Genomic DNA, 23,379 nt, shown 5'->3' with positions numbered 1-23,379 from the left:
GCCCACCGGCCCAGGGGGTCAGCGGCGCCGCGAACGCCGCTCAGGGCAAGGGGGTTGGGCCGATGTTCCTCGGCACCCACACTCCGCGCCTGGACGAAAAGGGCCGTTTGATCCTTCCGGCCAAATTCCGGGACGAGCTGGCGGGGGGTGTCGTGATCACCAAAGGGCAGGATCGCTGCCTCTACGTCTTCCCCACGCCCGAGTTCCACCGGATCGCCGACCAGTTGCGCGCGCAACCGATGACGAACAAGGCGGCCCGGGCCTACAGCCGGGTCTTCTTCGCCAGCGCGCACGACGAGGTCCCCGACAAGCAGGGCCGGGTCACCATCCCGTCCCACCTGCGGACCTACGCCGCGCTCGACCGGGACCTGGTGGTGATCGGGGCGTCCACCCGGGTGGAGATCTGGGACCGGACGGCCTGGGAGAGCTACCTCGCCGACAGCGAAGACGACTTCGCCGACATCGAGGAGGGGGTGCTGCCCGGCGGTCTGTAGGGCGCGGCGACGCCCGACGTACTGCGAGATCTCCAGCCGCTTTCGAGTTCCTGGCGCCCCTTCCCCGGTGCCAGGGGCACGATCTCCACTCCGGGCGTCGGCCCGGGGCCGGGGCGGGAGCGGATGGGGATCTGGCGGTACGACGGCACGGCGTCGTCCGACGGGCAGAGCGCGACACGACGAGACATATTCCACAGTGGGGGTCGACATGGGGGAGCTTCGCGGCACGCACGTGCCGGTGCTGCTTGAGCGGTGCCTCGAGCTGCTGGCCCCCGCGCTGGACCGGGGCGGCCGTACGGTCCACGTCGATGCCACGCTGGGGTTGGCCGGTCACGCCGAGGCGGTGCTGCAACGGCATCCGCACACGGTGCTGATCGGCCTGGACCGGGACACCGAGGCGCTGGCGCACGCCCGGGTCCGGCTGGCCCGGTTCGCCGACCGGATCCACCTGGAGCACGCCGTCTACGACGAGTTGCCCGAGGTGGTGGACCGGCTGGGCTACCCGGGCATCGACGGGGTGCTGTTCGACCTGGGCGTCTCGTCGTTGCAACTCGACGCGCCCGACCGCGGGTTCGCCTATGCCCAGGACGCGCCGCTGGACATGCGGATGGACCAGACCCGGGGGGTGACCGCCGAAGAGGTGGTCAACAGCTACTCCCACCCGGACCTGGCCCGGGTGCTGCGGGTCTACGGCGAGGAGAAGTTCGCCGGCCGGATCGCCTCGGCGATCCTGCGGGAGCGGGAGCGGGGTCGGATCACCTCCTCGGCCCGGCTGGCGGAGCTGGTCAGGGAGAGCATTCCGGCACCAGCGCGACGAACCGGGGGACACCCGGCCAAGAGAACGTTTCAGGCTTTACGCATCGAGGTAAACAGGGAACTGGCGGTGCTGGAGACGGCGCTGCCGGCTGCCCTCGACAAGCTCCACGTGGGCGGTCGCATGGTGGTCCTGTCCTACCACTCGCTGGAGGACCGGCTCACCAAGCAGGCGCTCGCCGACCGGGTCCGCAGTAAGGGCCCGGTCGACCTTCCGGTGGAACTCCCCGGGTCGGGTCCGACGTTCCGGCTGCTCAGCCGGGGCGCCGAGCTTGCCGGGGAGGCCGAGGTCGCCGCGAACCCGCGGGCCGCGTCCGTGCGGCTACGGGCGGCGGAGCGACTCGACCCGGCCACCGGTCACCAGGGGCGGACCGACCGCGAACGGTCCGGCCGACGGGTCAGGGCGATGCACCAACCGGGCACGGGGTCGACGCGGGGTTCCACAGTGGACCTGGAGGCGATCCTGGGGGACGGCAGGACGGACGAACAGGGGGAGGGGACATGAACGTCAACAAGCGTGACGGCCGCGACGCGGCCGTCGGGCAGCGCGCACCGCGGTCGGGGGGCCGGACCACGGCGCAGCGCACGGCCCGTACCACGACGCCGGCGGACCTCACCGGTCGAGCGGGGGAGGCGCGCCGGGGGGCGCGCGAGTTCCCCACCCAGGGCAGCGCCGCGTTGCGGCCGGCGGAGCAGCCGGCCACCCGTACCGCCGCCACCGCCGCCGGGTCGCCCCGGCTGCGGGTGGCGCCGCCGCCGCCGGTCCGGGTGCCCCGGGCGCCGTTCGCGGCACTGATCGTGGTGCTGGTCGTCGGCGGGGTGCTGGGCATCCTCGCGGTCAACACCAAGATCAACGAGAACGCGTTCAAGCTCCAGCAGCTCCAGCAGCAGCAGGCCCGCCTCGACGTCGACCAGCAGCAGCTGGAGAAGGAGATCGAGGAGGCCAAGGAGCCGGGCAACCTGACCGCCGAGGCCCGCAAGCTGGGCCTGGTCGAGGCGGGCGAACCGGCGTACATCCGGCTGCCGGACGGTCGGCTGATCGGCGTGCCGCAGCCGGCCGACGGGCAGCCGGCGATCACCAGCCAGCAGGGCAACGGGGGGTAACGCCCGTGCCACCGAGATCCGACGATCCGCGCCGGGACCCCACGGGCTCCCGGCGCGGATCGGTTCGTGGCGGGGCCGCCCGGGGCGGCGGGCCCCGGACGCCGGAACCACGCACCCCCGAGCCACGCACCCCCGAGCCGCGCGGCGGAGAATCCCCGGCCGCCGGTCCCCGCGCCGGTGAGCCCCGGGGACAGGGCCGCGCCGGTGAGCCCCGCACCGGGCAGCCCCGGACCGGGGACGTCGGGGGGATCTCCGACGCGCGGGCGTACACCCCCCGGGGCCGGACCATCCGGGAGAGCAGCGAGGACCGGGGCGGACAGCGGCGTACCCCCCGGGCCGGCCGCTCCGGCGACCCGTTCCGGCCCGCGTTGCAGGTGCTCGACGGCGGCCGGGCCGCCGCCGGTCGTGCCGCGGCCAACCGGGCGGGCCGGCGGGAGGCCGCCCCGACCGGGCGCACCGGCGTCATCCGGACCGTGCCGCCGCGCGCCGTCCCCGACGACGACGAGTTCGCCGAGCCGCCCGCGCCCCGCCGCCGCCCCGGTCGCCGCACCGACACCCCCGGCCGGGGCGCACCGCGCCGGACCGAGGCACCCCGGCGCACCGACCGGCCCGCCGGGCGTAGGCCGGTGCGCAAGCCGCGCCGCCCGCCGAAGCTCGCCGAGCCGCGTCGCCGGCTGCGCCTGGGCACCATGCTGGTGCTCGCGGTCTTCGCCGTGATCGGCATCCGGCTGGTCGTCCTGCAGGCCGTGGACACCCCGGCGTACGCCGGCGGCGGCGTCGACAACCGGCTCGCCCGCATCGACCTGCCCGCCCCGCGCGGCTCGATCCAGGACCGCACCGGCGCCCCGCTGGCCCGCAGCATCGAGGCCCGGTACGTCTTCGCCGACCCCACCATGATCAAGGACCGTACGGAGACCGCGAAGCTGCTCTCCCCGCTGCTCGGCGTCCCGGCCTCCGAACTGGCCGAGAAGATGAAGCGCAAGGGCAAGCTCCAGTTCCGCTACCTGGCCCGGGGCGTCGACATCGCCCGGGCCAAGCAGATCGAGGCGCTCGACCTGGCCGGCATCGGCACCCACCGCGACGAACGCCGCGAGGTGCCCGGCGGCGACCTGGCCGCCAACCTGGTCGGCTTCACCAGCCAGGACATGGACGGACTGGAGGGTCTGGAGGCCCGCTACGACGACGTGCTGCGCGGGCAGGACGGCCGCCGGGTGTACGAGGCCGGCCTCGGCGACCTCAACGCGCCCATCCCCGGCGGCTACAGCCAGACCACCGACCCCAAACCGGGCAGCTCGCTGGTGCTCACCATCGACCGGGACCTCCAGTTCCAGGTGCAGCAGATCCTCAGCCGGCAGATGGCACAGACCCGGGGCGCGATCGGCGCGGCGGTGGTGCTCGACGTCAAGACCGGTGACGTGCTGGCCCAGGCCAGCAACCCGACCTACAACGCGGCCACCCCGGAGCAGAGCCGGCCCACCGACCGGGAGGACGCGGCGACCAGCTTCGTGGTCGACCCGGGCTCGGTGCACAAGGCGATCACCTATGGCGCGGCCCTGCAGGAGGGCATCATCACCCCGGACAGCGCCTGGCCGGTCGCCAACACCATCACCCGGGGCGACGTCACCTTCCGCGACACCCACCCGGCCGACGGCAAGAAGCTCAGCGTGGCCGGGATGCTTGCCTACTCGTCCAACGTCGGCACCATCGAGATCGGCGACCGGCTCGGCCCCGACCGGCTGATCGACTACCAGAAGCGGTTCGGGCTGGGGCAGCCCACCGGCGAGGGGATGCCCGGCGAGGCGTCCGGACGGCTGCTCCCGGCCGACCAGTGGAGTGGCTCGTCGTACGGGTCGGTGCCGATCGGGCACAGCGTCGACGCCACTCCGTTGCAGATGGCCGCCGCGTACGCCACCATCGCCAACGACGGCACCTACGTCCAGCCGCACCTGATCAAGGAGGTGGTCGGGGCGGACGGGACACGCACCCCGTCCGCCGCCCCGGTCACCCGCTCGGTGCTCAGCCCGCAGAACGCTGCCGCCCTGCGCACCCTGCTGGAGGCCGTGACCACCGTCGACGGCGCGACCGGCCTGGCCGCCGCGGTGCCCGGCTACCGGGTCGCCGGCAAGACCGGCACCGGGCTGCGCTACGTCGACGGCAAGCAGCAGCCCGGCGAGGTCGGTTCGTTCATCGGGATGGCGCCCGCCGAGGCGCCCCGGTACGTGGTGGCGGTCTTCGTATGGAACCCCGAGGGCGGTGGCGGCGCGGTCGTCGCCCCGGCGTTCCGCGAGATGATGGGGTTCACGCTGCGTCACTACCGGGTTCCGCCGTCGCGCGGGAAATCCCCCAACTTCGAGGTCTTTCCGCGCTGACCGGGAACGGCGGGACATCATCGGTGAGTGCCGACGAACCACCGGGGCGGCTGTGCGGCCGGAACCGGACGACCGGGTAGGGTCTGACGCCGTGCCCGGCAATCCACGCCCCCGTACCGTGCCCGGAGTCCGGCTCGGCGACCTCGCCGACCGGCTCGCCGTGACGCCGCCGGCCGACGCCGCCGCGCTGGTCGTGACCGGGGTGACCCACGCCAGCCAGGAGGTCCGCCCCGGCGACCTGTACGCCGCGCTGCCCGGCGCCCGCCGGCACGGCGCCCAGTTCGCCGCCGCCGCCGCCACGGCCGGCGCGGTGGCCGTGCTGACCGACCCGGCCGGCGCCGTGGCGGCCGGCGCGACCGGGCTGCCCGTCCTGGTGACCGCCGACCCCCGGGCGGTGCTGGGCGAGCTGGCCGCCGCCGTCTACGGCGACCCGACCGACGGACTCACCGTGATCGGGGTGACCGGCACCGCCGGCAAGACCTCGACGGCCTACCTGATCGAGTCCGGGTTGCGCGCCGCCGGCCACGTCACCGGCCTGATCGGCACCGTGGAGACCCGGCTGGGTGACCTGGTGACCGACAGCGTCCGGACCACCCCGGAGGCCACCGACCTGCACGCCCTGCTCGCCGCCGCGCGGGAACGCGGGGTGACGGCGGTGGTCATGGAGGTGTCCAGCCACGCCCTGGCGATGGGGCGGGTCGGCGGGGTCCGGTTCACCGTCGGCGGCTACACCAACTTCGGCTCCGACCACCTCGACTTCCACGCCGACTCGGCCGACTACTTCGCGGCGAAGGCGAAGCTGTTCGACGGGCGCTGCCGGGTCGAGGTGCTCAACCACGACGACCCGGCGCTGCGTCCGCTGTACCGGTCGGCCACGGTCAGCTACTCGGCGGCCGGTGACCCGACCGCCACCTGGTGGGCCGACCGGGTCGGCGGCGAGGGCTACGCCCAGCGGTTCACCGCCCACGGCCCGGACGGGCTCGACCTGCCCGCCGGGGTGGCGCTGCCCGGCCGGCACAACGTGGCCAACGCGCTGCTCGCGATCGCCTGCCTGGTCGCCGCCGGGGTCGACCCGACGGTGGCCGCCGCCGGGGTGGCCGCCTGCGGCGGGGTGCCCGGCCGGCTGGAACTGGTCAGCGGGGACGCGCCGGTGCGCGGCGTGGTCGACTACGCGCACAAGACCGACGCCGTGGTGGCCGCCCTGGCCGCGCTGCGTGACTCCGGCACCGGCCGGCTGATCTGCGTCATCGGCGCCGGGGGCGACCGGGACCGGGGCAAGCGTCCGGCGATGGGCGCCGCCGCCGCCCGGGGCGCCGACGTGGTGCTGGTGACCGACGACAACCCGCGCACCGAGGACCCGGCGACGATCCGGGCCGAGGTGCTGGCCGGGGCGTACGGGGCCGAGGCGGCCGCCCGGATCGTCGAGGTGCCGGGCCGGCGGGAGGCGATCGCCGAGGCGGTGCGGCTGGCCGGGCCGGGCGACGTGGTGGCGCTGCTCGGCAAGGGGCACGAACGCGGTCAGGAGATCGCCGGCGAGGTGCACCCGTTCGACGACCGGACCGAACTGGCGGAGGCGTTGCGCGTCCGCTTCGGTGACCTGGCGGGTCGACGGTGATCCCGCTGAGCCTGGCCGAGGTGGCCTCGGCGGTCGACGGCCGGCTGCACGCCGCCGACCCGGACACCCGGGTCACCGGCCCGGTCGAGTTCGACTCCCGCAAGGTCGTCACCGGGGCGCTGTTCGTGGCGTTCCCCGGCGAGCGGGTGGACGGGCACGACTACGCCGCCGGTGCGGTCGCCGCCGGCGCGGTGGCGGTGCTCGGCACCCGGGAGCTGCCCGGGGTGCCGATGGTGCTGGTGGACGACGCGCTGGCCGCGCTGGGCCGGCTGGCCCGGGCCGTGGTGGGCCGGCTGCCCGGGCTCACCGTGATCGGGCTGACCGGGTCGTCGGGCAAGACCACCACCAAGGACCTGATCGCGCAGCTCGCCGTGCGGCTCGGCCCGACGGTCGCCCCGCCCGGCTCGTTCAACAACGAGCTGGGGCACCCGTACACCGCCTTGCAGGCCACCGCGCAGACCCGGTACCTGGTGATGGAGAAGGGGGCGCGGGGCGTCGGGCACGTCCGCTACCTCTGCGACGTGGTGCCGCCGCGGATCTCGGTGGTGCTCAACGTCGGGGTGGCGCACCTGGGCGAGTTCGGCTCGGTGGAGAACATCGCCCTGGCCAAGGGGGAACTCGTGGAGGCGCTGCCGGCCGACGGGCTGGCGGTGCTCAACGCCGACGACCCGCTGGTCGCCGCGATGGCGTCGCGCACCGCCGCCCGGGTGGTCCGCTACGGCGAGTCCGCCGACGCCGACGTGCGCGCGGTGGACGTCACCCTGGACGGGCGGGGCCGCCCGGCGTACACCCTGGTCACCCCGGAGGGGACGGCCCCGGTGCGGCTCGGGCTGACCGGCCGGCACCAGGTCTCCAACTCGCTCGCCGCGGCGGCGGTGGCCCGGGAGCTGGGCATGCCGCTGGCCGAGCTGGCGGCGGCCCTGGGTGACCTGGGGCTGGTCTCCACCCGCCGGATGGACGTGTTCACCCGTCCCGACGGGGTGACAGTGATCGACGACTCGTACAACGCCAACCCGGCCTCGACGGCGGTGGCGCTGCGCGCGCTGGCCGGGATGCACCGGGGCGGGCGGACGTTCGCCGCGCTGGGCTACATGGCCGAGCTGGGCGCGTACGAGGACGAGGGGCACCGGGAGGTCGGCCGGCTCGCGGCCGAACTCGGTGTCGACCGGCTGCTCGTGGTGGGTGAGCCGGCCGCGCCGATCCACGAGGGCGCGACAGCGGTAAGTGACTGGGGAGGAGAGTCGGTGCTGCTCACCGATCAGGCGGCGGCAGTCGAGGTACTGCGCAGCGAGCTACGACCGGGCGACGTCGTCCTGGTGAAGGGCTCCCGGTACCGCACCTGGGAGGTCGCCGACGCGCTGCGGGTCGACGCCTCCGGGGCCGGCGCGGGCGCGGGGGGTGCCGCGTGAGGGCGGTCATCGTCGCCATCGGCGTGGCGTTCCTGGTGTCGTTGCTGGCCACCCCGCTGGCGATCAAGGTGTTCGCCCGGCTCAAGGCCGGCCAGCCGATCCGGTCCAACCTCGGGCTGGCCAGCAACGAGGGCAAGAAGGGCACGCCGACGATGGGCGGCGTGGTGTTCATCCTGGCCACGGTGATCGCGTACGTCGCCGGCCACCTCGCCCTGACCACCCTGCCGGACGCGCAGATCGCCCAGGTCGAGCCGACCATCACCGCCCTGGTGCTGCTGGGACTGATGGTCTTCTCCGGCGCGGTCGGCTTCATCGACGACTTCCTCAAGGTGCGCAAGCGGCACAGCGGCGGGCTCAACAAGCGCGGCAAGCTGTTCGGGCAGATCCTGGTCGGCGCGGTCTTCGGGGTGGTCGCGCTGTACTTCCCGAGCAGCATGACCGACGCCAGCGGCGCGACGACCAACACCGAGACCGTGGGCAGCACCACGCTGAGCTTCATCCGGGACGTCCCGGCCCTGGAGATCGGCAAGGTCGCCTCGGTGATCGTGATCATCATGGTGGTGATGGCGGCGACCAACGGGGTCAACCTCACCGACGGGCTGGACGGGCTGGCCACCGGCGCCTCGGTGATGGTGCTGGCCGCGTACGCGCTGATCGCGTTCTGGCAGTACCGGCACTGGTGCGCCGACCCGACGTACACCGCCAACCCGAACAACTACTGCTACGCCGTCCGGGACCCGCTGGAGATCGCGCTGATCGCCGGGGCGGCGGCCGGGGCCTGCGTGGGCTTCCTGTGGTGGAACACCTCCCCGGCCCGGATCTTCATGGGCGACACCGGCGCGCTGGGCCTCGGCGGGCTGATCGCCGGGATGGCGATGTCCACCCGGACGGTGCTGCTGCTGCCGATTCTCGGCGGGCTGTTCGTGATCATCACGATGTCCGTGGTGATCCAGATCATCTCGTTCCGCACCACCGGGAAGCGGGTGTTCCGGATGTCCCCGCTGCAGCACCACTTCGAGTTGGCCGGCTGGAGCGAGGTCAACATCGTGGTCCGGTTCTGGATCATCGCGGGCATCGGGGTGGCCATCGCGCTGGGCCTGTTCTACAGCGACTTCCTGGCCAGCATGGGCTGACCGACCCGGTGTGCCGGACGGGGGTTCCTCCTACCGGAGGGGCCCCCGTTTCGTATTTCGACACGCCGACCGGGGGGAACGGCCGGAACGGGCCGCCCGCAGCGGCGATGATGGGCGGGTGGGGGAGGACCGAGGCACGAGCACCGGGACGACGACGGAGACCCAGCCGCGGCGGGCCGCGGGGACGGGACGTACCGCCGACCCGCCCGGCGGGCTGTCCGGGCTGGGCCCGGCCAGCGGCCTGGCGGCGCTGCGCGGCCTGCTGGCCCGCCCGCTGACCTCCTACTACCTGCTGCTGTCCAGCGCCGGCCTGCTGCTGCTGATCGGCCTGACCATGGTCTTCTCGGCCACCAGCGTGCGCGACTACGCCGAGGCCGGCGACGCCGCCGCCTCGGTGACCAAGCAGGCCATCTTCGCGGTGATCGGCATCGTCGCGTTCTGGGCCTGCCAGCGGCTGCCGGCCACCACCTTCCGTTCGCTGGGCCGACCGCTGCTCGGCGGGGCCGTGGTGCTGCTGCTGGTGCTCAACCTGCTGGTCGCCCTGGAAGCGCTGTTCGGGGTGACCTCGGTGGGGCCGCTGCGGGCCCACCTGCTCTGGCTCTACCTGGGGCCGATCCAGGTGCAGCCCGCCGAGCTGACCAAGCTGGCGCTGGTGCTGTGGGGCGCGCACGTGATCGCCCGCAAGGGCGCGGCACTGGGCTGGTGGCGGGAGCTGGCCACCCCGCTGTTCCCGGTGGTCGGCCTGCTGTTCGTCCTGGTCGGCTACAACGACCTGGGCAGCATGCTCTGCCTGCTGGCCATCGTGGTCGGGCTGCTGTGGGCGGCCGGGGTGCGGCTGCGGGTCTTCGCCGCGCTGTCCGCGGTCGGCCTGGTCGGGGTCGGCCTGCTGATCGCGGTGGCCTCGCTCGGGGCCGGCTCCGGGGCGCGCGGCCAGGAGAACTACCGGCTGGCCCGGCTCACCTCGTTCCTCGACACGCCCGACCCCAAGGTCTGCGCCGAGCAGGCGCTGGAGGGCTGCTGGCAGATGGTCCAGGCGCGCAACGCCATCGAGCACGGCGGCTGGTTCGGCGTCGGCCTGGGCAAGAGCAGCATCAAGTTCGGCTGGCTGCCGGAGGCCCACAACGACTTCATCTTCGCCGTCATCGCCGAGGAACTGGGCGTGGTCGGCTGCACCGTCATCCTGGTGCTGTTCGCCGTGCTGGCCTACACCGGGCTGCGGATCGCCCGCCGGGTCGCCGACCCGTTCCGCCGGCTCGCCGCCACCGCCGTCACCGCGTGGCTGGTCGGCCAGGCCGTGATCAACATCGGTGGGGTGACCAAGCTGCTGCCGCTGACCGGCGTACCGCTGCCGTTCATCTCCGACGGGGGCAGCGCCCTGGTCGTCACCCTGGCCGCGGTGGGCATGCTCGCCTCCTTCGCCCGCGCCGAGCCCGACGCGGCCCGAGCCCTGCACGCCCGTCCGCCCGCCCGATGGGTCCGACTAGTCTGGGCCCCGTTGCCGCCGCTTCCCGGTGCGCGGAGCCGACCGGCGTCGCCACCGGCTGCCCCGGGGTCCGTACCCCGGGCGCGCGGGCGGCGACCCGACGATCAGGCCGTACCGCGCGGCGTCCGGCAGGACCGGACCCGGGGCGGGCCGGCGAGCGAGAGGAGACGCTGATGGGTCCGCTGCGTTCGGTGGTGCTCTGTGGAGGGGGCACCGGTGGGCACATCTACCCGCTGCTCGCCTTCGCCGACTGCCTGCGCCGACACGACCCGGGCGTCCGGATCACCTGCCTCGGCACCCCCAAGGGCCTGGAGAACGAGCTGATCCCGCCGGCCGGCTACGACCTGCGGCAGATCCCCGCCTACCAGCTGCCCCGCTCGGTCAACATGGGCCTGGTCCGCACCCCGGACCGGATGTGGAAGGCGGCCCGCGCCGCCGGCAAGGTGATCGACGAGGTCGCCGCCGACGTGGTCGTCGGCTTCGGCGGGTACGTCTCCGTCCCGGGCTACCTGGCCGCCTGGCGGCGCGAGATGCCGATCGTCATCCACGAGGTGAACGTCCCGCCGGGGGTGGCCAACCGGCTCGGGATGAAGTTCACCAAGAACATCGCCGTCGGTTTCCCGCACCAGCCGGCCCAGGCCGAGGCGCTGCGCGACGCCCGGGTGGTCGGGGTGCCGCTGCGCCGGGGCATCGCCGGGCTGGACCGCAACGCCGTGCGGGCCGCCGCCCGCGCCCACTTCGGACTCCGCCCCGACCTGCCGGTGCTCTTCGTCGCCGGCGGCTCGCAGGGCGCCCGGTCGATCAACCTGGCGGTCTCCGGCGCGGCCAAGGAGCTGGCCCGCAACGGCGTGCAGGTGCTGCACGTGATGGGCGCCCGCAACGAGCCGGTGCCGATCCCCACCGACCTGCCGGTGCCGTACGTGGCGCTGCCCTACCTGTCCGAGATGGAGTTGGGCTACGCCGCCGCCGACCTGATGCTGGCCCGGGGCGGGGCGATGACCTGCGCCGAGGTCGCCGCCATCGGACTGCCCACCATCTACGTGCCGTACCCGCACTCCAACCAGGAGCAGAAGCGCAACGCGCTGCCCGTGGTGGAGGCCGGCGGCGGGCTGCTCGTCGACGACGCCGAACTGACCCCGGCGTGGCTGGAGCGCACCGTGCTGCCCCTGCTGCGCGACCCGCAGCGGCTGTACGCGATGGGTGCCGCCGCCGCCGCGTACGGGCGACGCGACGGCGACGTGGCCCTGCTCAACTTCGTCTACGAGGCGGTGGCCCGGTGAGCCGGTCCAGCGCGACGGGAAGGTACCTGGCATGAACACCGCGCAGTTCACCCCGGCCGGCACGCTCACCGCGGAGGACCTGGGCCGGATCCACCTGATCGGGGTGGGCGGGGTCGGCATGAGCGGCCTGGCCCGGCTCTTCCTCACCCGGGGCCTGCCGGTCTCCGGCAGCGAGCTGCGCGAGTGGCCGTCGCTGGCCGGGATGCGGGCGCTGGGCGGCACCATCCACATGAGCCACGAGGCGACCAACCTCGACGGGGTGGACACCGTGGTCTACTCCTCGGCCATCCCGCAGGACCACCTGGAGATGGTTGAGGCGCGGCGGCGTGGGCTGCGGGTGCTGCACCGCTCCGAGGCGCTGGCGGCGGCGATGACCGGCCGGCGGACGGTGGCGGTGGCCGGCACCCACGGCAAGACCACCACCACCTCGATGGTGACCATGGTGCTCCAGCAGGCCGGGGTCGACCCGTCCTTCGTCATCGGCGGGGAGATCTCCGAGGTGGGCTCCGGGGCGCACCACGGCACCGGCGAGCACTTCGTGGTCGAGGCCGACGAGAGCGACAGGTCGTTCCTGATCTACCGCCCGTTCGTCTCGATCATCACCAACATCGAGGCCGACCACCTGAACACCTACGGCGACCTGGCCACCCTGGAGGCGACCTTCGCCGAGTTCGCCCGGCTCACCGACCCGGCCGGGTTCGTCATCACCTGCGCCGACGACCCGGGCGGGCGGCGGCTGGCCGAGACGCTGCGCGCCGAGGGGCGGCGGGTCTGGACGTACGGCGAGGCGGCCGACGCCGACCTGCGGCTGTCCGAGATGGCCTCGTCGGCCCAGGGGGTTCGCTACCTGGCGGCGCTGGACGGCCGGTCGCTGGGCGAGATCCGGCTGCCGGTGCCGGGGCGGCACATGGGGCTCAACAGCGCCTCGGCGGTGCTCGCCGCCCACCTGCTCGGCCTGCCGGTGGCGGCGGCCGAGGCGGCGCTGGCCGCGTTCCCCGGGGTACGCCGACGCTTCGAGCGTAAGGGCGTCGCCGACGGGGTGCTGGTCTACGACGAGTACGCCTACCACCCGACCTCGATGACGCTGGCCCTGCAGACGCTGCGGGAGGTGGCCGGCGACGGCCGGCTGATCGTGGTGTTCCAGCCGTACCGGCTCTACCGCACCCGCGACCTCCAGGCGGAGATCGCCGCCGCCCTGGGCATCGCCGACGAGCTGGTGCTGCTGGAGGTCTTCGGCCCCGGTGAGCTGCGCCAGCCGGGCGAGGGGTCGGCGGCGTTGCTGGCGGCGGTGCCGCTGGACGCGGCGCACAAGGTCTTCGTGGACTCGTTCGACGACGCGCCGGTGGAGGTGGCCCGCCGGGCCCGTCCGGGCGACGTGGTGGTGACCATGGGCGCTCCGCCGAGCTCGCTGCTGGGTGACCAGCTGCTCGACGCGCTGACCGCCCGGGTGACCGGGCCGGCGACCGGGTCGGGCCGGGACGGCACGGCCTTCACCACCGGATGAGTCCCGGCCCGGCCCGGGGCCGGACCGGCCGCGCCACGGGCGCGGACGGCGGCCCCCGACGTGGTCCGGTGCGGCGCTGGCAGCTCGTGCGGGCCGGTAGCGACGCCGTCCCGCCGTCCACCCGGCGGTTCATGGCGCGGGCCCGGCAGCGGCGGATGCGGGCCGCCCTGCCCTGGGCGGTGCTGGCCGGGGTGCTGGTTCTCGTCGCCCTGGTGGCCTGGACGGTGCTCGGCTCCGGCCTGTTCGGGGTGCGCGAGGTCCGGGTGGAGGGGGCCCGGCTGGTCACCCCGGTCGAGGTGCGCGACGCGGCGGCGGTGCCGGACGGGGTGCCGCTGGCCCGGGTGGACCTGGCGGCGACGGCCCGGCGGATCGGCGCGCTGCCCCCGGTACAGCGGGCCACGGTCCGCCGCGACTGGCCGGACACCCTGGTGGTGACGGTGGTGGAGCGCACCGGGGTGGCGGCGGTGCCCCGCGACGACCGGTTCGTGGTGCTCGACGCCAGCGGGGTGGTGTTCCGCGAGCTGCCCCGCGCCCCGCAGGGACTGCCGCTGGTGCGGTTGGCCACGCCGGGGCCGGACGACCCGGGCACCCGGGCGGCGTTGCAGGTGCTGGCCGTCCTCACCCCGCAGCTGCGGGCCGTGCTGGTCGAGGTGGGCGTCGAGGGGCTGGCCCGGATCGGGTTGCGGCTGCGCGACGGGCGGACGGTGGTGTGGGGCGACGCGACCCGCAGCGAGGACAAGGCGCGGGTGGCGACGGCGTTGCTCGGTCGGAAGGCCGACACGATCGACGTCAGCGCGCCGGACGTGGTCACGTTCCGGTGAGGTCCGCAGCGAACGTGAGTCGTTACGCTCCCGGCGGCGACACGCCGGTGAGGTCCTTGGCTCTCGGCGTGGGGGCGCTTACGTTGCCCCGAAGAGGATCAGTGGTTGACATAACTGTAAGCCTCTAGTAGAGGGTTAGGGTTCACCACTGATCCTCGCTGGTGACAGCTCGTCGACCACCGGTCTGGGCCACGCCGTACCGGGGCGCTGCGAGCCAATCTCGAAGGGAAAGGACCGGAGATGACACCTCCGCACAACTACCTGGCGGTCATCAAGGTCGTCGGCATCGGCGGCGGCGGCGTCAACGCCGTCAACCGCATGATCGAGGTTGGGCTCAAGGGCGTCGAGTTCATCGCGATCAACACCGACGCGCAGGCGCTGCTGATGAGTGACGCCGACGTCAAGCTCGACGTCGGCCGGGAGCTGACCCGGGGGCTCGGCGCGGGCGCCAACCCCGACGTCGGCAAGAACGCCGCCGAGGACCACCGCGACGAGATCGAGGAGGTGCTCAAGGGCGCCGACATGGTCTTCGTCACCTGCGGCGAGGGCGGCGGCACGGGCACCGGCGGCGCGCCGGTGGTCGCCAACATCGCCCGCAAGCTCGGCGCGCTGACCATCGGCGTGGTGACCCGGCCGTTCTCCTTCGAGGGCAAGCGCCGCCAGGTGCAGGCCGAGGCGGGGATAGACGAACTGCGCAACCAGTGCGACACGCTGATCGTCATCCCGAACGACCGGTTGCTCGCGCTGGGCGACCGGGGGATCAGCATGATGGACGCCTTCCGCACCGCCGACCAGGTGCTGCTCTCCGGTGTCCAGGGCATCACCGACCTGATCACCACGCCCGGCCTGATCAACCTCGACTTCGCCGACGTCAAGAGCGTGATGAGCGGGGCGGGCAGCGCGCTGATGGGCATCGGCAGCGCCCGGGGCGAGAACCGGGCGGTCGAGGCGGCCGAGGCGGCCATCTCCAGCCCGCTGCTGGAGCAGAGCATGGACGGCGCGCGGGGGGTGCTGCTGTCCATCGCCGGCGGCTCCGACCTGGGCCTGTTCGAGATCAACGACGCCGCGCAGCTGGTCACCGACGCGGCCCACCCGGATGCGAACATCATCTTCGGCGCGGTCATCGACGACGCGCTCGGCGACGAGGTGCGGGTCACCGTGATCGCCGCCGGCTTCGACGGGGGCACGCCCGCGTACAAGGCGTCCGAGTCGCCGCGCAAGAGCAACCAGAACCAGCCCACGCCGCAGGCTCCGGCGGTCACCGCACCGGCCGTCATGCCGCCGCCGCAGCAGTCGCCGCGCCGGGTGCTCTTCGACGACGTCGACGTGCCCGACTTCCTCAAGAACGGTTCCTGATCCCGCCGATGACGGACAACCACGTCGGCGACCACGCCACCCCGCCCCCGGCGGGCACGTCCCCGGTGGGTCGCGCCACCGCGTCGCCGACCGGGCGGCCCGGCCGATGACCGCTGCGCCGGATCCGGTGGGTGCCGACCGTCGCGCCGCGCTCGCGGCCGGGCTGGCCGCGGTGCGGGCCCGGATCGCCGACGCCTGCGCCGCCGCCGGCCGGGACCCGTCCGAGGTGACGATGATCGCGGTGACCAAGACGTACCCGGCCGGCGACGCGGTCGCGCTGGCCGGGCTCGGGGTCACCGACCTGGGGGAGAACCGGGACCAGGAGGCGGCCCCGAAGGCGGCCGAGGTGGCGGCGGTCGGCGCGGCCGTCCGCTGGCACTTCATCGGTCAGTTGCAACGTAACAAGGCCCGCTCGGTGGTGCGCTACGCCGACGTGGTCCACTCGGTGGACAGTGTGCGGCTGGCCCGCGCGCTGGGCACCGCCGCCGAGTCCGGGCGGGACCGTCCGTTGACGACGTTGGTGCAGGTCAGCCTGGACGGTGACCCGGCGCGTGGCGGCGCCCTGCCGGACGCGGCCGACCCCGACCGGGGGCTGCGCCCGGTGGCCGAGGCACTGGCCGGCGCGGCGGCGCTGCGGCTGGCCGGGCTGATGGCGGTGGCGCCGCTGGGCTGGGAACCGGAACGGGCGTTCGCCCGGCTGGCCGAGGTGGCGGCGGCGTTCCGGGTCGGGTATCCGACGGCCACCGTGCTCTCCGCCGGGATGAGCGGCGACCTGGAAACGGCCATCGGATACGGCGCGACACATGTCCGCGTCGGCAGCGCGTTGCTCGGAATGCGTTCCACGCTGCGGTAGCCTGACCGCGGTAGAAGCAAATTACATCAGTGTTGTTCAGGGGTGGCGCCCCCGGTCGGGGGCCACGACGGGCGAGCCGCGAATCGCACGTCGGGGATTGCCGCTCTGATCCGGTGGGCATGGAGTCCACTCGCGATCATGGCGACACGGCACGGGGGTGCGTGCCGCACGGCGGACGGAAGGGCGCGGGATGGGTGCACTGCGCAAGGCGGGGGTCTGGCTCGGTCTCGTCGAGGAGGACGACGAGCGGGGCTACGACGAGGGCTACGACAAGCCCGGCTACCGCGAGTCGCGGTACCGGTCGAGCCGGTACGCCGAGGAGTTCGCCGACGACGACGAGGACGACGCGGAGGAGCCGCCGGCGCCGCGTCCGCGCCTCGGTGACCGGGGCCGGCTGAGCGAGCGGTCGAGCCGGCTGGCCGACGCCGACCGGGCCGACGACGAGCGGTCGGAGCGTGCCGAGCGGCCGGAGCGCCCGGAGCGGGCCAGCGTCCGGTCGATCACCCGGTCCGGGGGTACGGACACCTCGGGCGCGCTGAGCTACCACACCCGGGACAATCTCGCGCTGGCGCCGCAGGCGTCGCCCCGGGAGCGACCGGTGGTGGCCGAGGAGGAGCAGCGCTACCAGATCACCACCCTGCACCCGACCACCTACCGCGAGGCGCGGACCATCGGCGAGCACTTCCGCGACGGTGTCCCGGTGATCATCAACCTCACCGAGATGGACGAGGCCGACGCCCGCCGGCTGGTGGACTTCGCCGCCGGGCTGGCGTTCGGGCTGCGCGGTACGATCGAGCGCGTGACCAACCGGGTGTTCCTGCTCTCACCGGCCAACGTCCAGGTCACCGCGGAGGACAAAGCCAAGATCGCTGAGGGCGGCTTTTTCTCCCTGAGCTAAGTCCACCCGACCGAGGGACGTCGCTGCCGTGTTGTCGATCATGTTCCAGCTGCTCTACCTGATCTTGTACGTCTTCCTTATCGTGCTGCTGGCCCGATTCGTTCTCGGTGCCGTCCTCCAGTACGGTCGTCGGTGGCAACCGGGGCGTGGCGCGTCCGCCGGACTCGAGTCCGTGTGGAGCGTCACTGATCCGCCTCTGAAGGCGTTGAGGCGGGTGATCCCCCCACTGCGAATTGGTACCGTGAGCATCGACCTGGCCTCCCTTGTGCTCCTGGTTATCCTGTTCGTGCTGATGAGGTTTGTGTTAGATCCGCTGATCAGGAACTTCTCCTGACCAGCGCGCGCTTTCGCGGCCGCAACTGACCCGAGGAGTTTCGATGCCGCTGACACCGGCCGACGTGCACAACGTCGCCTTCAAAAAGCCGCCGATCGGCAAGCGGGGGTACGACGAGGAGGAGGTCGACGCCTTCCTGGACGAGGTCGAGCGTGAGCTTGCCCGTCTGATCGAGGAGAACAACGAGCTGCGCGCCCAGGTGGAGCGCGGCGGTCGTGGCGGGGCCCCTGCCGGCCCCGGTGGCGATGCCCGGCTGGCGGCTGAGCTCAACGACGTCAAGGCCCAGCTCGACCGGGTGCAGCGCGACAAGGCCGCCGCCGAGCAGGCCGCCCGTGCCATGCAGGCCGAGCTGGAGCAGGTCCGCACCACCGGTGGCCCGGCCGTCGGCGGCGACGGCGAGCAGCAGGCGCTGCGGGTGCTGATGATGGCCCAGCGCACCGCCGACGACCACGTCTCCGACGCCCGTCGGGAGGCCGACCAGCTGCTCTCCGAGGCGCGCTCCAAGGCCGAGGAGGTCACCCGCGAGGCGCGGGCCAAGGCCGACGCGCTGGAGCGTGACGCCCGTCAGCGGCACCAGGAGGCCATGGGCGGCCTGGACGCCAAGCGGACCGCGCTGCAGAAGCACATCGAGGAACTCAAGCAGTTCGAGCGCGAGTACCGCACCCGGCTCAAGGCGTACCTGGAGAGCCAGCTGCGGGACCTCGACGGTCGGGGCCAGGGCCTCGAGGCCGAGATGACCCGCGCCGAGGGCACCCGTGCCGTCGGCGGCAACGGCCTCGCCGCGGCCGGCCTCGCCGGCTCGTACGGCGGCGGTCGCTCCGGCGCCCTCGAAGCAGGTCGCTGATCCACGGTCGGCGACCGTCCCCCGACGGTCGCCGACCCAGCCGACGACCCATGACGCGGCGGGGGTGAGCTGTGCTAGTCGCCAGTCTGCTGCTCATCCTCGTCGCGGTCGTCCTGCTGGCGTTCGGTCTCGTCGACGGCTCCAGCACGTTGTTGACCAGTTCCATCGCGGCCAGTCTGCTGGCCGCCGTCGCGTTGGTGGCCGGTGCCCGCCAGGCAGCCGTCACCCGAGCGAGGGCGGCGGACCAGGCGCGGGGTCGGGGCGCGACGGAGTCCCGCCCGACCACCCCGCCGGCCGCGACCACGCCGTCGGACGAACCGACGACGTACCCTGCGACGACGTTCGGCACCGGTGACGCCGGGTGGCGGCAACCACCCGGCGCGCCGGTGGCCGGCGACCCCGTCGACGTTTCCACCCGCCCCGACGCCGGCGCCTGCGAGCCCGACGCGGAGGCACCCTGGGAGCCCGTCGTCGTGTCCGCCGCGCCGGACCGGACGACCTCGGGCCGCGCCGAACCGGCGACCGACCGTGCCCCCGATCCCGATCCCGACCGGCCCGACCCGGACGACCCCCGGTGGGACCCGGTCACCGACCCCGACCGGCCCGACCCGGACGACCCGGCCTGGGCGGCCGGGGACGATCTCGCGCCGCCCTGGGAGCACTCGGACGACGCCGCGTCGCCGTGGGACCCGCCGGCCCAGCGGGTCCCGCCCGCCGACGCCGCCCGGGTCGCCCAGCTCGACGCCGAGGTGCGGGTGGTCGACGGGCACCCCCGCTACCACCTGCTCTCCTGCGCCCACCTGATCGAACGGGAGCACGAGCCGCTGCCGGTGCACGAGGCGGTCTCCCTCGGGTTCACCCCGTGCGGCCTGTGCAACCCGGACACCGCCCTGCTCGCCGACACCTACCCCCGCTGAGGCCGGCGTCGATGCCCACGGACGACACGGTGACCGTCGCGGTGCGGGTCAAGCCTGGGGCGTCCCGGCCCCGGGTCGGCGGTTGCTTCACCGGCCCGCACGGGCCCGCCCTGGTGGTCGCGGTGTCCGCGCCGGCCGTGGACGGCCGGGCCACCGAGGCGGCCCGCCGGGCGCTGGCCGACGCCCTGGGCGTCCGCCCGGCGGCGGTGGCGCTGCGCACCGGCGCGGCCAGCCGGGACAAGCTCTTCCTGGTGGACGGGGCGACGCCGGAGGTCACCGCGCTGTTGCGGCGACTGCGCGACGGATCGGCCGGGTGAGGACGCCCCGGGTGGGGCGCCCGTGACGCCGGGACTGGATCTGGCCCTGCTCCTCGGGGCGGCCGTGCTGCTGGTGGCGATCGGCGCGGTGCGGTTCTCCACCCGACTGGGTGTGCCGAGTCTGCTGGTCTATCTCGCGCTCGGGGTGGCGATCGGCGAGGCCGGGCTGGGCATCCGGTTCGACGACGCCGAGCTGACCCGGATGCTGGGGTTCTGCGCGCTCATCGTGATCATCGCCGAGGGTGGGCTCACCGCGCGGTGGAGCACCCTACGCCCGGTGCTCGGGCTGGCCGGCGCGCTGTCCACCATCGGGGTGCTGGTCAGCATCGTCGTCGTCGGCCTGGTGGTGCACCTGCTGCTCGGGCTGGACTGGCGGTTGGCGCTGCTCTACGGCGCGGTGCTCTCCTCCACCGACGCGGCGGCGGTGTTCGCCACGCTGCGCCGGTTGCGGCTGCCGCCCCGGCTGGTGGCCGCCCTGGAGGCCGAGTCGGGCATGAACGACGCCCCGGTGGTGATCCTGGTGGTGCTGCTGTCGCGCACCGGGCCGGTGGAGCACCCGTGGTGGTTCGAGGTCTTCCTGGTCGGCTACGAGCTGGGGGTGGGCGCGGCGGTGGGGTTGGCCGCCGGGCTGGCCGGCCGGTTCGCGCTGCGTCGGGCGGCGCTGCCGTCGTCCGGCCTGTACCCGATCGCCGCCGTCGGGTTCACCGTGCTGGCGTACGCGGCCGGTGCGGTGCTGCACGCCTCCGGGTTCCTCGCCGTCTACGTGGCCGGGGTGCTGCTCGGCAACGCCCGACTGCCGCACCGGCAGGCGATCCTGGGGTTCGCCGACGGGCTGGCCTGGCTGGCGCAGATCGGGTTGTTCGTGCTGCTCGGGCTGTTGGCCACGCCGGAGCGGCTGCACACCGCGCTGGTGCCGGCGGTGGTCACCGGGCTGGCCCTGCTGCTGCTGGCCCGGCCGCTGTCGGTGCTGGTGTCGGCGTTGCCGTTCCGGGTGGGCCTGCGCGAGCAGCTCTTCCTTTCCTGGGCGGGGTTGCGCGGCGCGGTGCCGATCGTGCTGGCCACCATCCCGCTGTCGGCCCGGGTGCCCGGGGCGGACCGGCTGTTCGACGCGGTGTTCGTACTGGTGGTGATCTTCACGGTGCTCCAGGCGGGCACGCTCGCGCCGGCCGCCCGCCGGTTGCGGGTGACCGCCCCCGCCGAGCCGGCCGAGATCCGGGTGGAGACCGCCCCGCTGGAGCGGATGCGGGCGGACCTGCTCCAGTTGGAGGTGCCGGCGGGGTCGCGGCTGGCCGGGGTGCACGTGGACGAGCTCCGGTTGCCGGTGGGCGCGTCGGTGACCCTGGTGCTGCGCGACGGGGTGGGATTCGTGCCGGGCGCGGACACCCGGCTCAAGACCGGCGACAGCATGTTGATCGTGGCGACCGCCGGGGTGCGGGACGAGGCGGAGCGGCGGCTGCGGGCGGTCAGCCGGCGGGGCCGCCTGGCGCGGTGGTTCGGCGAGTACGGCGAGGACCGGGACGGCTGATCTGCTAGTCTTCGTTTTGCCCCAATTAGCGGTTATTAGGGGCTGAATAGCGGTACGACAGTGCGGCACGTTGTCGGACGCCTGTACGTTCCGTATTCTTGCCAACCTCCGGAGTGCGCGGCCACCGTTGCCGTGCGCCCGTTTTGTTACCCGGGGACGCCACGTCGGCGGACCCTGTCCGGGCACCGCCGAGCGCCGCGTCCCGCGGCTGAGGGAGCTGACGATGGCGAAGCCAGCCGACACCAGGACGGCCGGTCGCAAACCTGCGGCGAAGGCCACCGCGCAGGCCACCCGCAGCACGGCGGAGACCGAGAAGATCCGGGCGGCCCTGGCGGCCCGCCGCGACGAGCTGCGCGCCGAGTACGATCAGACGCTGAGCGAGATCACCGAGCTGCAGCGCGACCGGCTGACCGACTCGGCCGGGGACGACCAGGCCGACACCGGCACCAAGACGTTCGAGCGTGAGCAGGAGATCTCTCTCGCCAACAGCATCCGGGAACGGATCACCCAGGTCGAGCGTGCCCTGGAGCGGCTCGACGAGGGCGGCTACGGATGGTGCGAGCGGTGCGGGAACCCGATCCCGGTGGAGCGGCTCGCGGCCTTCCCGTCGGCGACCCTCTGCGTGACCTGCAAGCAGCTGGAGGAGCGGCGCTGACATCCGCTCCCCGGTGACCTCGCGAGACGGCGGACCTGCGTCGTCGGGACAGTCGATGGGGAGTCGATGACCACAGCACCGACCGCCGGACCCGGCACCACCGAGCCGGCCGGCCGTACGCCCCGCCGCAGGGCGGTCGTGCTCCTCGTCGGCATCGCGCTGCTCGCGCTGCTGACGGATCTGCTCACCAAGCACCTCGCCCTGCAACAGCTCGACGACCGCCCGCCGGTCCGCCTGCTCGGCGGGGCGGTCTACCTCACCCTGACCCGCAACAGCGGCGCGGCGTGGAGCATCGGCGCCGACCACACCTGGGTGTTCCCGCTGATCACCATCGGGGTGGTCGGCTGGATCACCTGGATGGCGCTGCGGCTGCGCTCGCTGCCCTGGGCGGTCTCCCTGGGGCTGGTGCTGGGCGGGGCGCTGGGTAACCTCGCCGACCGGATCTTCCGCGCACCCGGTCACTTCGTCGGGCACGTGGTGGACATGGTCAGCCTCTTCGACCCGTACGGCCAGGTCTGGCCGGTGTTCAACCTGGCCGACAGCTGCCTGGTCGCCGGGGTGCTGCTGGCCGTCCTGCTGGAACTGACCGGCCGGCAGCGCGACGGGCGACGGATCGGGGCCAGGGGCGACACCGCCCCGGAGGCGGCCGGGCCGTCCACCGGGCCGGTGTCCGCCGAGACCGCGCCGACCGACGCCGAACCCCGGGAGCGGGCATGACCTCCACCGCCACCGGTGGCGACCACCGGTCCCTGCCCGTCCCGGACGGCCTCGACGGCATGCGGCTCGACCAGGCGGTGTCCCGGCTGTTCGGGCTCTCCCGCACCGCCGCCGCCGCACTCGTCGACGCGGGGGACGCGCTGGTCGACGGCGCGGCCCGGCAGAACTCGCACAAGGTCAGGGCCGGCTCCTGGCTGGAGGTGACGCTGCCCGCCCCGGTCGCGCCGCCGACCGTGGTCCCGCAGGCGGTCCCCGGGCTGACCGTGGTCTACGCCGACGACGACATCGTCGTGGTGGACAAGCCGGTCGGGGTGGCCGCCCACCCCAGTCCCGGCTGGACCGGCCCGACCGTCATCGGTGGCCTGGCCGCGATCGGGCACCGGATCTCCACCAGCGGGGCCGCCGAGCGGCAGGGCGTGGTGCACCGCCTCGACGTGGGCACCACCGGGATCATGGCGGTGGCCAAGAGCGAGCAGGCGTACACCGCGCTCAAGCGGGCGTTCAAGTACCGCGAGGTGGAGAAGCGTTACCACGCGGTGGTCCAGGGGCACCCCGACCCGTCGCGCGGCACCATCGACGCCCCGATCGACAGGCATCCGCACCACGACTACCGCTGGGCGGTGGTCTCCGACGGCAAGCCGAGCGTCACCCACTACGACACCATCGAGGCGTTCCCGGCGGCCAGCCTGCTCGACGTCCGGCTGGAGACGGGGCGTACCCACCAGATCCGGGTGCACTTCTCGACCCTGCGGCACCCCTGCGTCGGCGACCTCACCTACGGCGCCGACCCGACCCTGTCGGCCCGGCTCGAACTGCGCCGGCAGTGGCTGCACGCCAGGTCGTTGACCTTCGCCCACCCGCGCACCGGCGACGACGTGACCTTCGTCAGCGAGTACCCGGACGACCTGGCCCGCGCGCTGACCATCCTGCGCGACTGA

At 74.0% G+C, this 23,379-nt stretch carries 21 protein-coding genes and 1 pseudogene; all 22 read left to right on the top strand.

The genetic code is table 11. The features are described from left to right. Positions 1-62 precede the first annotated feature (62 nt). The 22 genes and pseudogenes from mraZ to JQX11_RS26935 all read left to right on the top strand — a co-directional run bounded on the left by mraZ (position 63) and on the right by JQX11_RS26935 (position 23,379). On the top strand, positions 63-494 hold the full coding sequence (gene mraZ, locus JQX11_RS27040) for a division/cell wall cluster transcriptional repressor MraZ (protein ID WP_204927764.1): 432 nt from the start codon (positions 63-65) through the stop codon (positions 492-494). 208 nt (positions 495-702) lie between these two features. Beyond that, positions 703-1,812 (top strand): 16S rRNA (cytosine(1402)-N(4))-methyltransferase RsmH, encoded by a 1,110-nt coding sequence (rsmH, locus tag JQX11_RS27035; protein WP_204927763.1) that lies wholly within the window; start codon positions 703-705, stop codon positions 1,810-1,812. Beyond that, entirely contained in the window at positions 1,809-2,411 is a 603-nt protein-coding gene (gene ftsL / locus JQX11_RS27030) for a cell division protein FtsL (RefSeq protein WP_204927762.1), read from the top strand. Before rsmH ends, ftsL begins: the two co-directional genes overlap by 4 nt. A 374-nt stretch (positions 2,412-2,785) precedes the next feature. Then, on the top strand, positions 2,786-4,780 hold the full coding sequence (locus JQX11_RS27025) for a peptidoglycan D,D-transpeptidase FtsI family protein (RefSeq protein WP_372444642.1): 1,995 nt from the start codon (positions 2,786-2,788) through the stop codon (positions 4,778-4,780). A 52-nt stretch (positions 4,781-4,832) separates the two neighbouring features. Further along, complete coding sequence (locus tag JQX11_RS27020) at positions 4,833-6,395, top strand: UDP-N-acetylmuramoyl-L-alanyl-D-glutamate--2,6-diaminopimelate ligase (RefSeq protein ID WP_204927760.1); 1,563 nt, start codon at positions 4,833-4,835, stop codon at positions 6,393-6,395. Beyond that, complete coding sequence (locus JQX11_RS27015; RefSeq protein ID WP_204927759.1) at positions 6,392-7,804, top strand: UDP-N-acetylmuramoyl-tripeptide--D-alanyl-D-alanine ligase; 1,413 nt, start codon at positions 6,392-6,394, stop codon at positions 7,802-7,804. The genes JQX11_RS27020 and JQX11_RS27015 overlap by 4 nt, the downstream gene beginning before the upstream one ends. Then, complete coding sequence (mraY, locus tag JQX11_RS27010) at positions 7,801-8,937, top strand: phospho-N-acetylmuramoyl-pentapeptide-transferase (RefSeq protein WP_204927758.1); 1,137 nt, start codon at positions 7,801-7,803, stop codon at positions 8,935-8,937. Before JQX11_RS27015 ends, mraY begins: the two co-directional genes overlap by 4 nt. Before the next feature lie 241 nt (positions 8,938-9,178). Then, positions 9,179-10,594: an FtsW/RodA/SpoVE family cell cycle protein gene (locus JQX11_RS27005; RefSeq protein WP_204927883.1), complete on the top strand. Its 1,416-nt coding sequence runs from the start codon at positions 9,179-9,181 to the stop codon at positions 10,592-10,594. Further along, on the top strand, positions 10,594-11,700 hold the full coding sequence (gene murG / locus JQX11_RS27000; protein ID WP_088643040.1) for an undecaprenyldiphospho-muramoylpentapeptide beta-N-acetylglucosaminyltransferase: 1,107 nt from the start codon (positions 10,594-10,596) through the stop codon (positions 11,698-11,700). The genes JQX11_RS27005 and murG overlap by 1 nt, the downstream gene beginning before the upstream one ends. A 31-nt stretch (positions 11,701-11,731) precedes the next feature. Continuing rightward, on the top strand, positions 11,732-13,204 hold the full coding sequence (murC, locus tag JQX11_RS26995; protein ID WP_204927757.1) for a UDP-N-acetylmuramate--L-alanine ligase: 1,473 nt from the start codon (positions 11,732-11,734) through the stop codon (positions 13,202-13,204). Beyond that, a complete protein-coding gene (locus JQX11_RS26990) occupies positions 13,201-14,025 on the top strand; it encodes a cell division protein FtsQ/DivIB (protein ID WP_204927756.1) in 825 nt (274 codons plus the stop codon). Before murC ends, JQX11_RS26990 begins: the two co-directional genes overlap by 4 nt. Positions 14,026-14,265: 240 nt before the next feature. Then, positions 14,266-15,381 carry a cell division protein FtsZ gene (gene ftsZ / locus JQX11_RS26985; protein WP_088643043.1) on the top strand — a complete coding sequence of 372 codons (1,116 nt, stop codon included), beginning with the start codon at positions 14,266-14,268 and terminating at the stop codon, positions 15,379-15,381. A 106-nt stretch (positions 15,382-15,487) separates the two neighbouring features. Beyond that, complete coding sequence (locus tag JQX11_RS26980; RefSeq protein ID WP_204927755.1) at positions 15,488-16,234, top strand: YggS family pyridoxal phosphate-dependent enzyme; 747 nt, start codon at positions 15,488-15,490, stop codon at positions 16,232-16,234. 190 nt (positions 16,235-16,424) lie between these two features. Beyond that, complete coding sequence (locus tag JQX11_RS26975) at positions 16,425-17,132, top strand: cell division protein SepF (protein WP_204927754.1); 708 nt, start codon at positions 16,425-16,427, stop codon at positions 17,130-17,132. A gap of 28 nt (positions 17,133-17,160) precedes the next feature. Further along, positions 17,161-17,466, top strand: a complete 306-nt coding sequence (locus tag JQX11_RS26970) for a YggT family protein (protein WP_088643046.1) — start codon at positions 17,161-17,163, stop codon at positions 17,464-17,466. A gap of 43 nt (positions 17,467-17,509) precedes the next feature. Further along, on the top strand, positions 17,510-18,310 hold the full coding sequence (locus JQX11_RS26965) for a DivIVA domain-containing protein (protein WP_088643047.1): 801 nt from the start codon (positions 17,510-17,512) through the stop codon (positions 18,308-18,310). Positions 18,311-18,996: 686 nt separating this feature from the next. Then, a pseudogene (locus JQX11_RS32770) lies at positions 18,997-19,227 on the top strand (hypothetical protein); the annotation flags it as partial. A gap of 11 nt (positions 19,228-19,238) precedes the next feature. Continuing rightward, entirely contained in the window at positions 19,239-19,544 is a 306-nt protein-coding gene (locus tag JQX11_RS26955; RefSeq protein ID WP_204927752.1) for a DUF167 domain-containing protein, read from the top strand. Positions 19,545-19,566: 22 nt separating this feature from the next. Further along, positions 19,567-21,069, top strand: coding sequence for a potassium/proton antiporter (locus tag JQX11_RS26950; protein WP_204927751.1), 1,503 nt, complete (start codon positions 19,567-19,569; stop codon positions 21,067-21,069). Between the two features lie 223 nt (positions 21,070-21,292). Beyond that, positions 21,293-21,724 (top strand): TraR/DksA family transcriptional regulator, encoded by a 432-nt coding sequence (locus JQX11_RS26945; protein ID WP_204927750.1) that lies wholly within the window; start codon positions 21,293-21,295, stop codon positions 21,722-21,724. Between the two features lie 66 nt (positions 21,725-21,790). After that, complete coding sequence (gene lspA / locus JQX11_RS26940) at positions 21,791-22,441, top strand: signal peptidase II (protein WP_204927749.1); 651 nt, start codon at positions 21,791-21,793, stop codon at positions 22,439-22,441. Then, entirely contained in the window at positions 22,438-23,379 is a 942-nt protein-coding gene (locus tag JQX11_RS26935) for an RluA family pseudouridine synthase (RefSeq protein ID WP_088643052.1), read from the top strand. The genes lspA and JQX11_RS26935 overlap by 4 nt, the downstream gene beginning before the upstream one ends.

Origin of the sequence: Micromonospora humida (assembly GCF_016901255.1) — a bacterium.
Classification (GTDB): Bacteria; Actinomycetota; Actinomycetes; order Mycobacteriales; family Micromonosporaceae; genus Micromonospora; species Micromonospora wenchangensis.
Note: the sequence above shows the minus strand (reverse complement) of the source record. Positions and strands in the feature narration are given on the sequence as shown.

What these genes read in the sequence shown, in the direction of transcription:
- mraZ (WP_204927764.1), top strand. Translation starts at nt 63, where the DNA reads ATGTTCCTCGGCACCCACACTCCGCGCCTGGACGAAAAGGGCCGTTTG.
- rsmH (WP_204927763.1), top strand. Translation starts at nt 703, where the DNA reads ATGGGGGAGCTTCGCGGCACGCACGTGCCGGTGCTGCTTGAGCGGTGC.
- ftsL (WP_204927762.1), top strand. Translation starts at nt 1,809, where the DNA reads ATGAACGTCAACAAGCGTGACGGCCGCGACGCGGCCGTCGGGCAGCGC.
- murG (WP_088643040.1), top strand. Translation starts at nt 10,594, where the DNA reads ATGGGTCCGCTGCGTTCGGTGGTGCTCTGTGGAGGGGGCACCGGTGGG.
- murC (WP_204927757.1), top strand. Translation starts at nt 11,732, where the DNA reads ATGAACACCGCGCAGTTCACCCCGGCCGGCACGCTCACCGCGGAGGAC.
- JQX11_RS26990 (WP_204927756.1), top strand. Translation starts at nt 13,201, where the DNA reads ATGAGTCCCGGCCCGGCCCGGGGCCGGACCGGCCGCGCCACGGGCGCG.
- ftsZ (WP_088643043.1), top strand. Translation starts at nt 14,266, where the DNA reads ATGACACCTCCGCACAACTACCTGGCGGTCATCAAGGTCGTCGGCATC.
- JQX11_RS26980 (WP_204927755.1), top strand. Translation starts at nt 15,488, where the DNA reads ATGACCGCTGCGCCGGATCCGGTGGGTGCCGACCGTCGCGCCGCGCTC.
- JQX11_RS26975 (WP_204927754.1), top strand. Translation starts at nt 16,425, where the DNA reads ATGGGTGCACTGCGCAAGGCGGGGGTCTGGCTCGGTCTCGTCGAGGAG.
- JQX11_RS26965 (WP_088643047.1), top strand. Translation starts at nt 17,510, where the DNA reads ATGCCGCTGACACCGGCCGACGTGCACAACGTCGCCTTCAAAAAGCCG.
- JQX11_RS26955 (WP_204927752.1), top strand. Translation starts at nt 19,239, where the DNA reads ATGCCCACGGACGACACGGTGACCGTCGCGGTGCGGGTCAAGCCTGGG.
- JQX11_RS26945 (WP_204927750.1), top strand. Translation starts at nt 21,293, where the DNA reads ATGGCGAAGCCAGCCGACACCAGGACGGCCGGTCGCAAACCTGCGGCG.
- lspA (WP_204927749.1), top strand. Translation starts at nt 21,791, where the DNA reads ATGACCACAGCACCGACCGCCGGACCCGGCACCACCGAGCCGGCCGGC.
- JQX11_RS26935 (WP_088643052.1), top strand. Translation starts at nt 22,438, where the DNA reads ATGACCTCCACCGCCACCGGTGGCGACCACCGGTCCCTGCCCGTCCCG.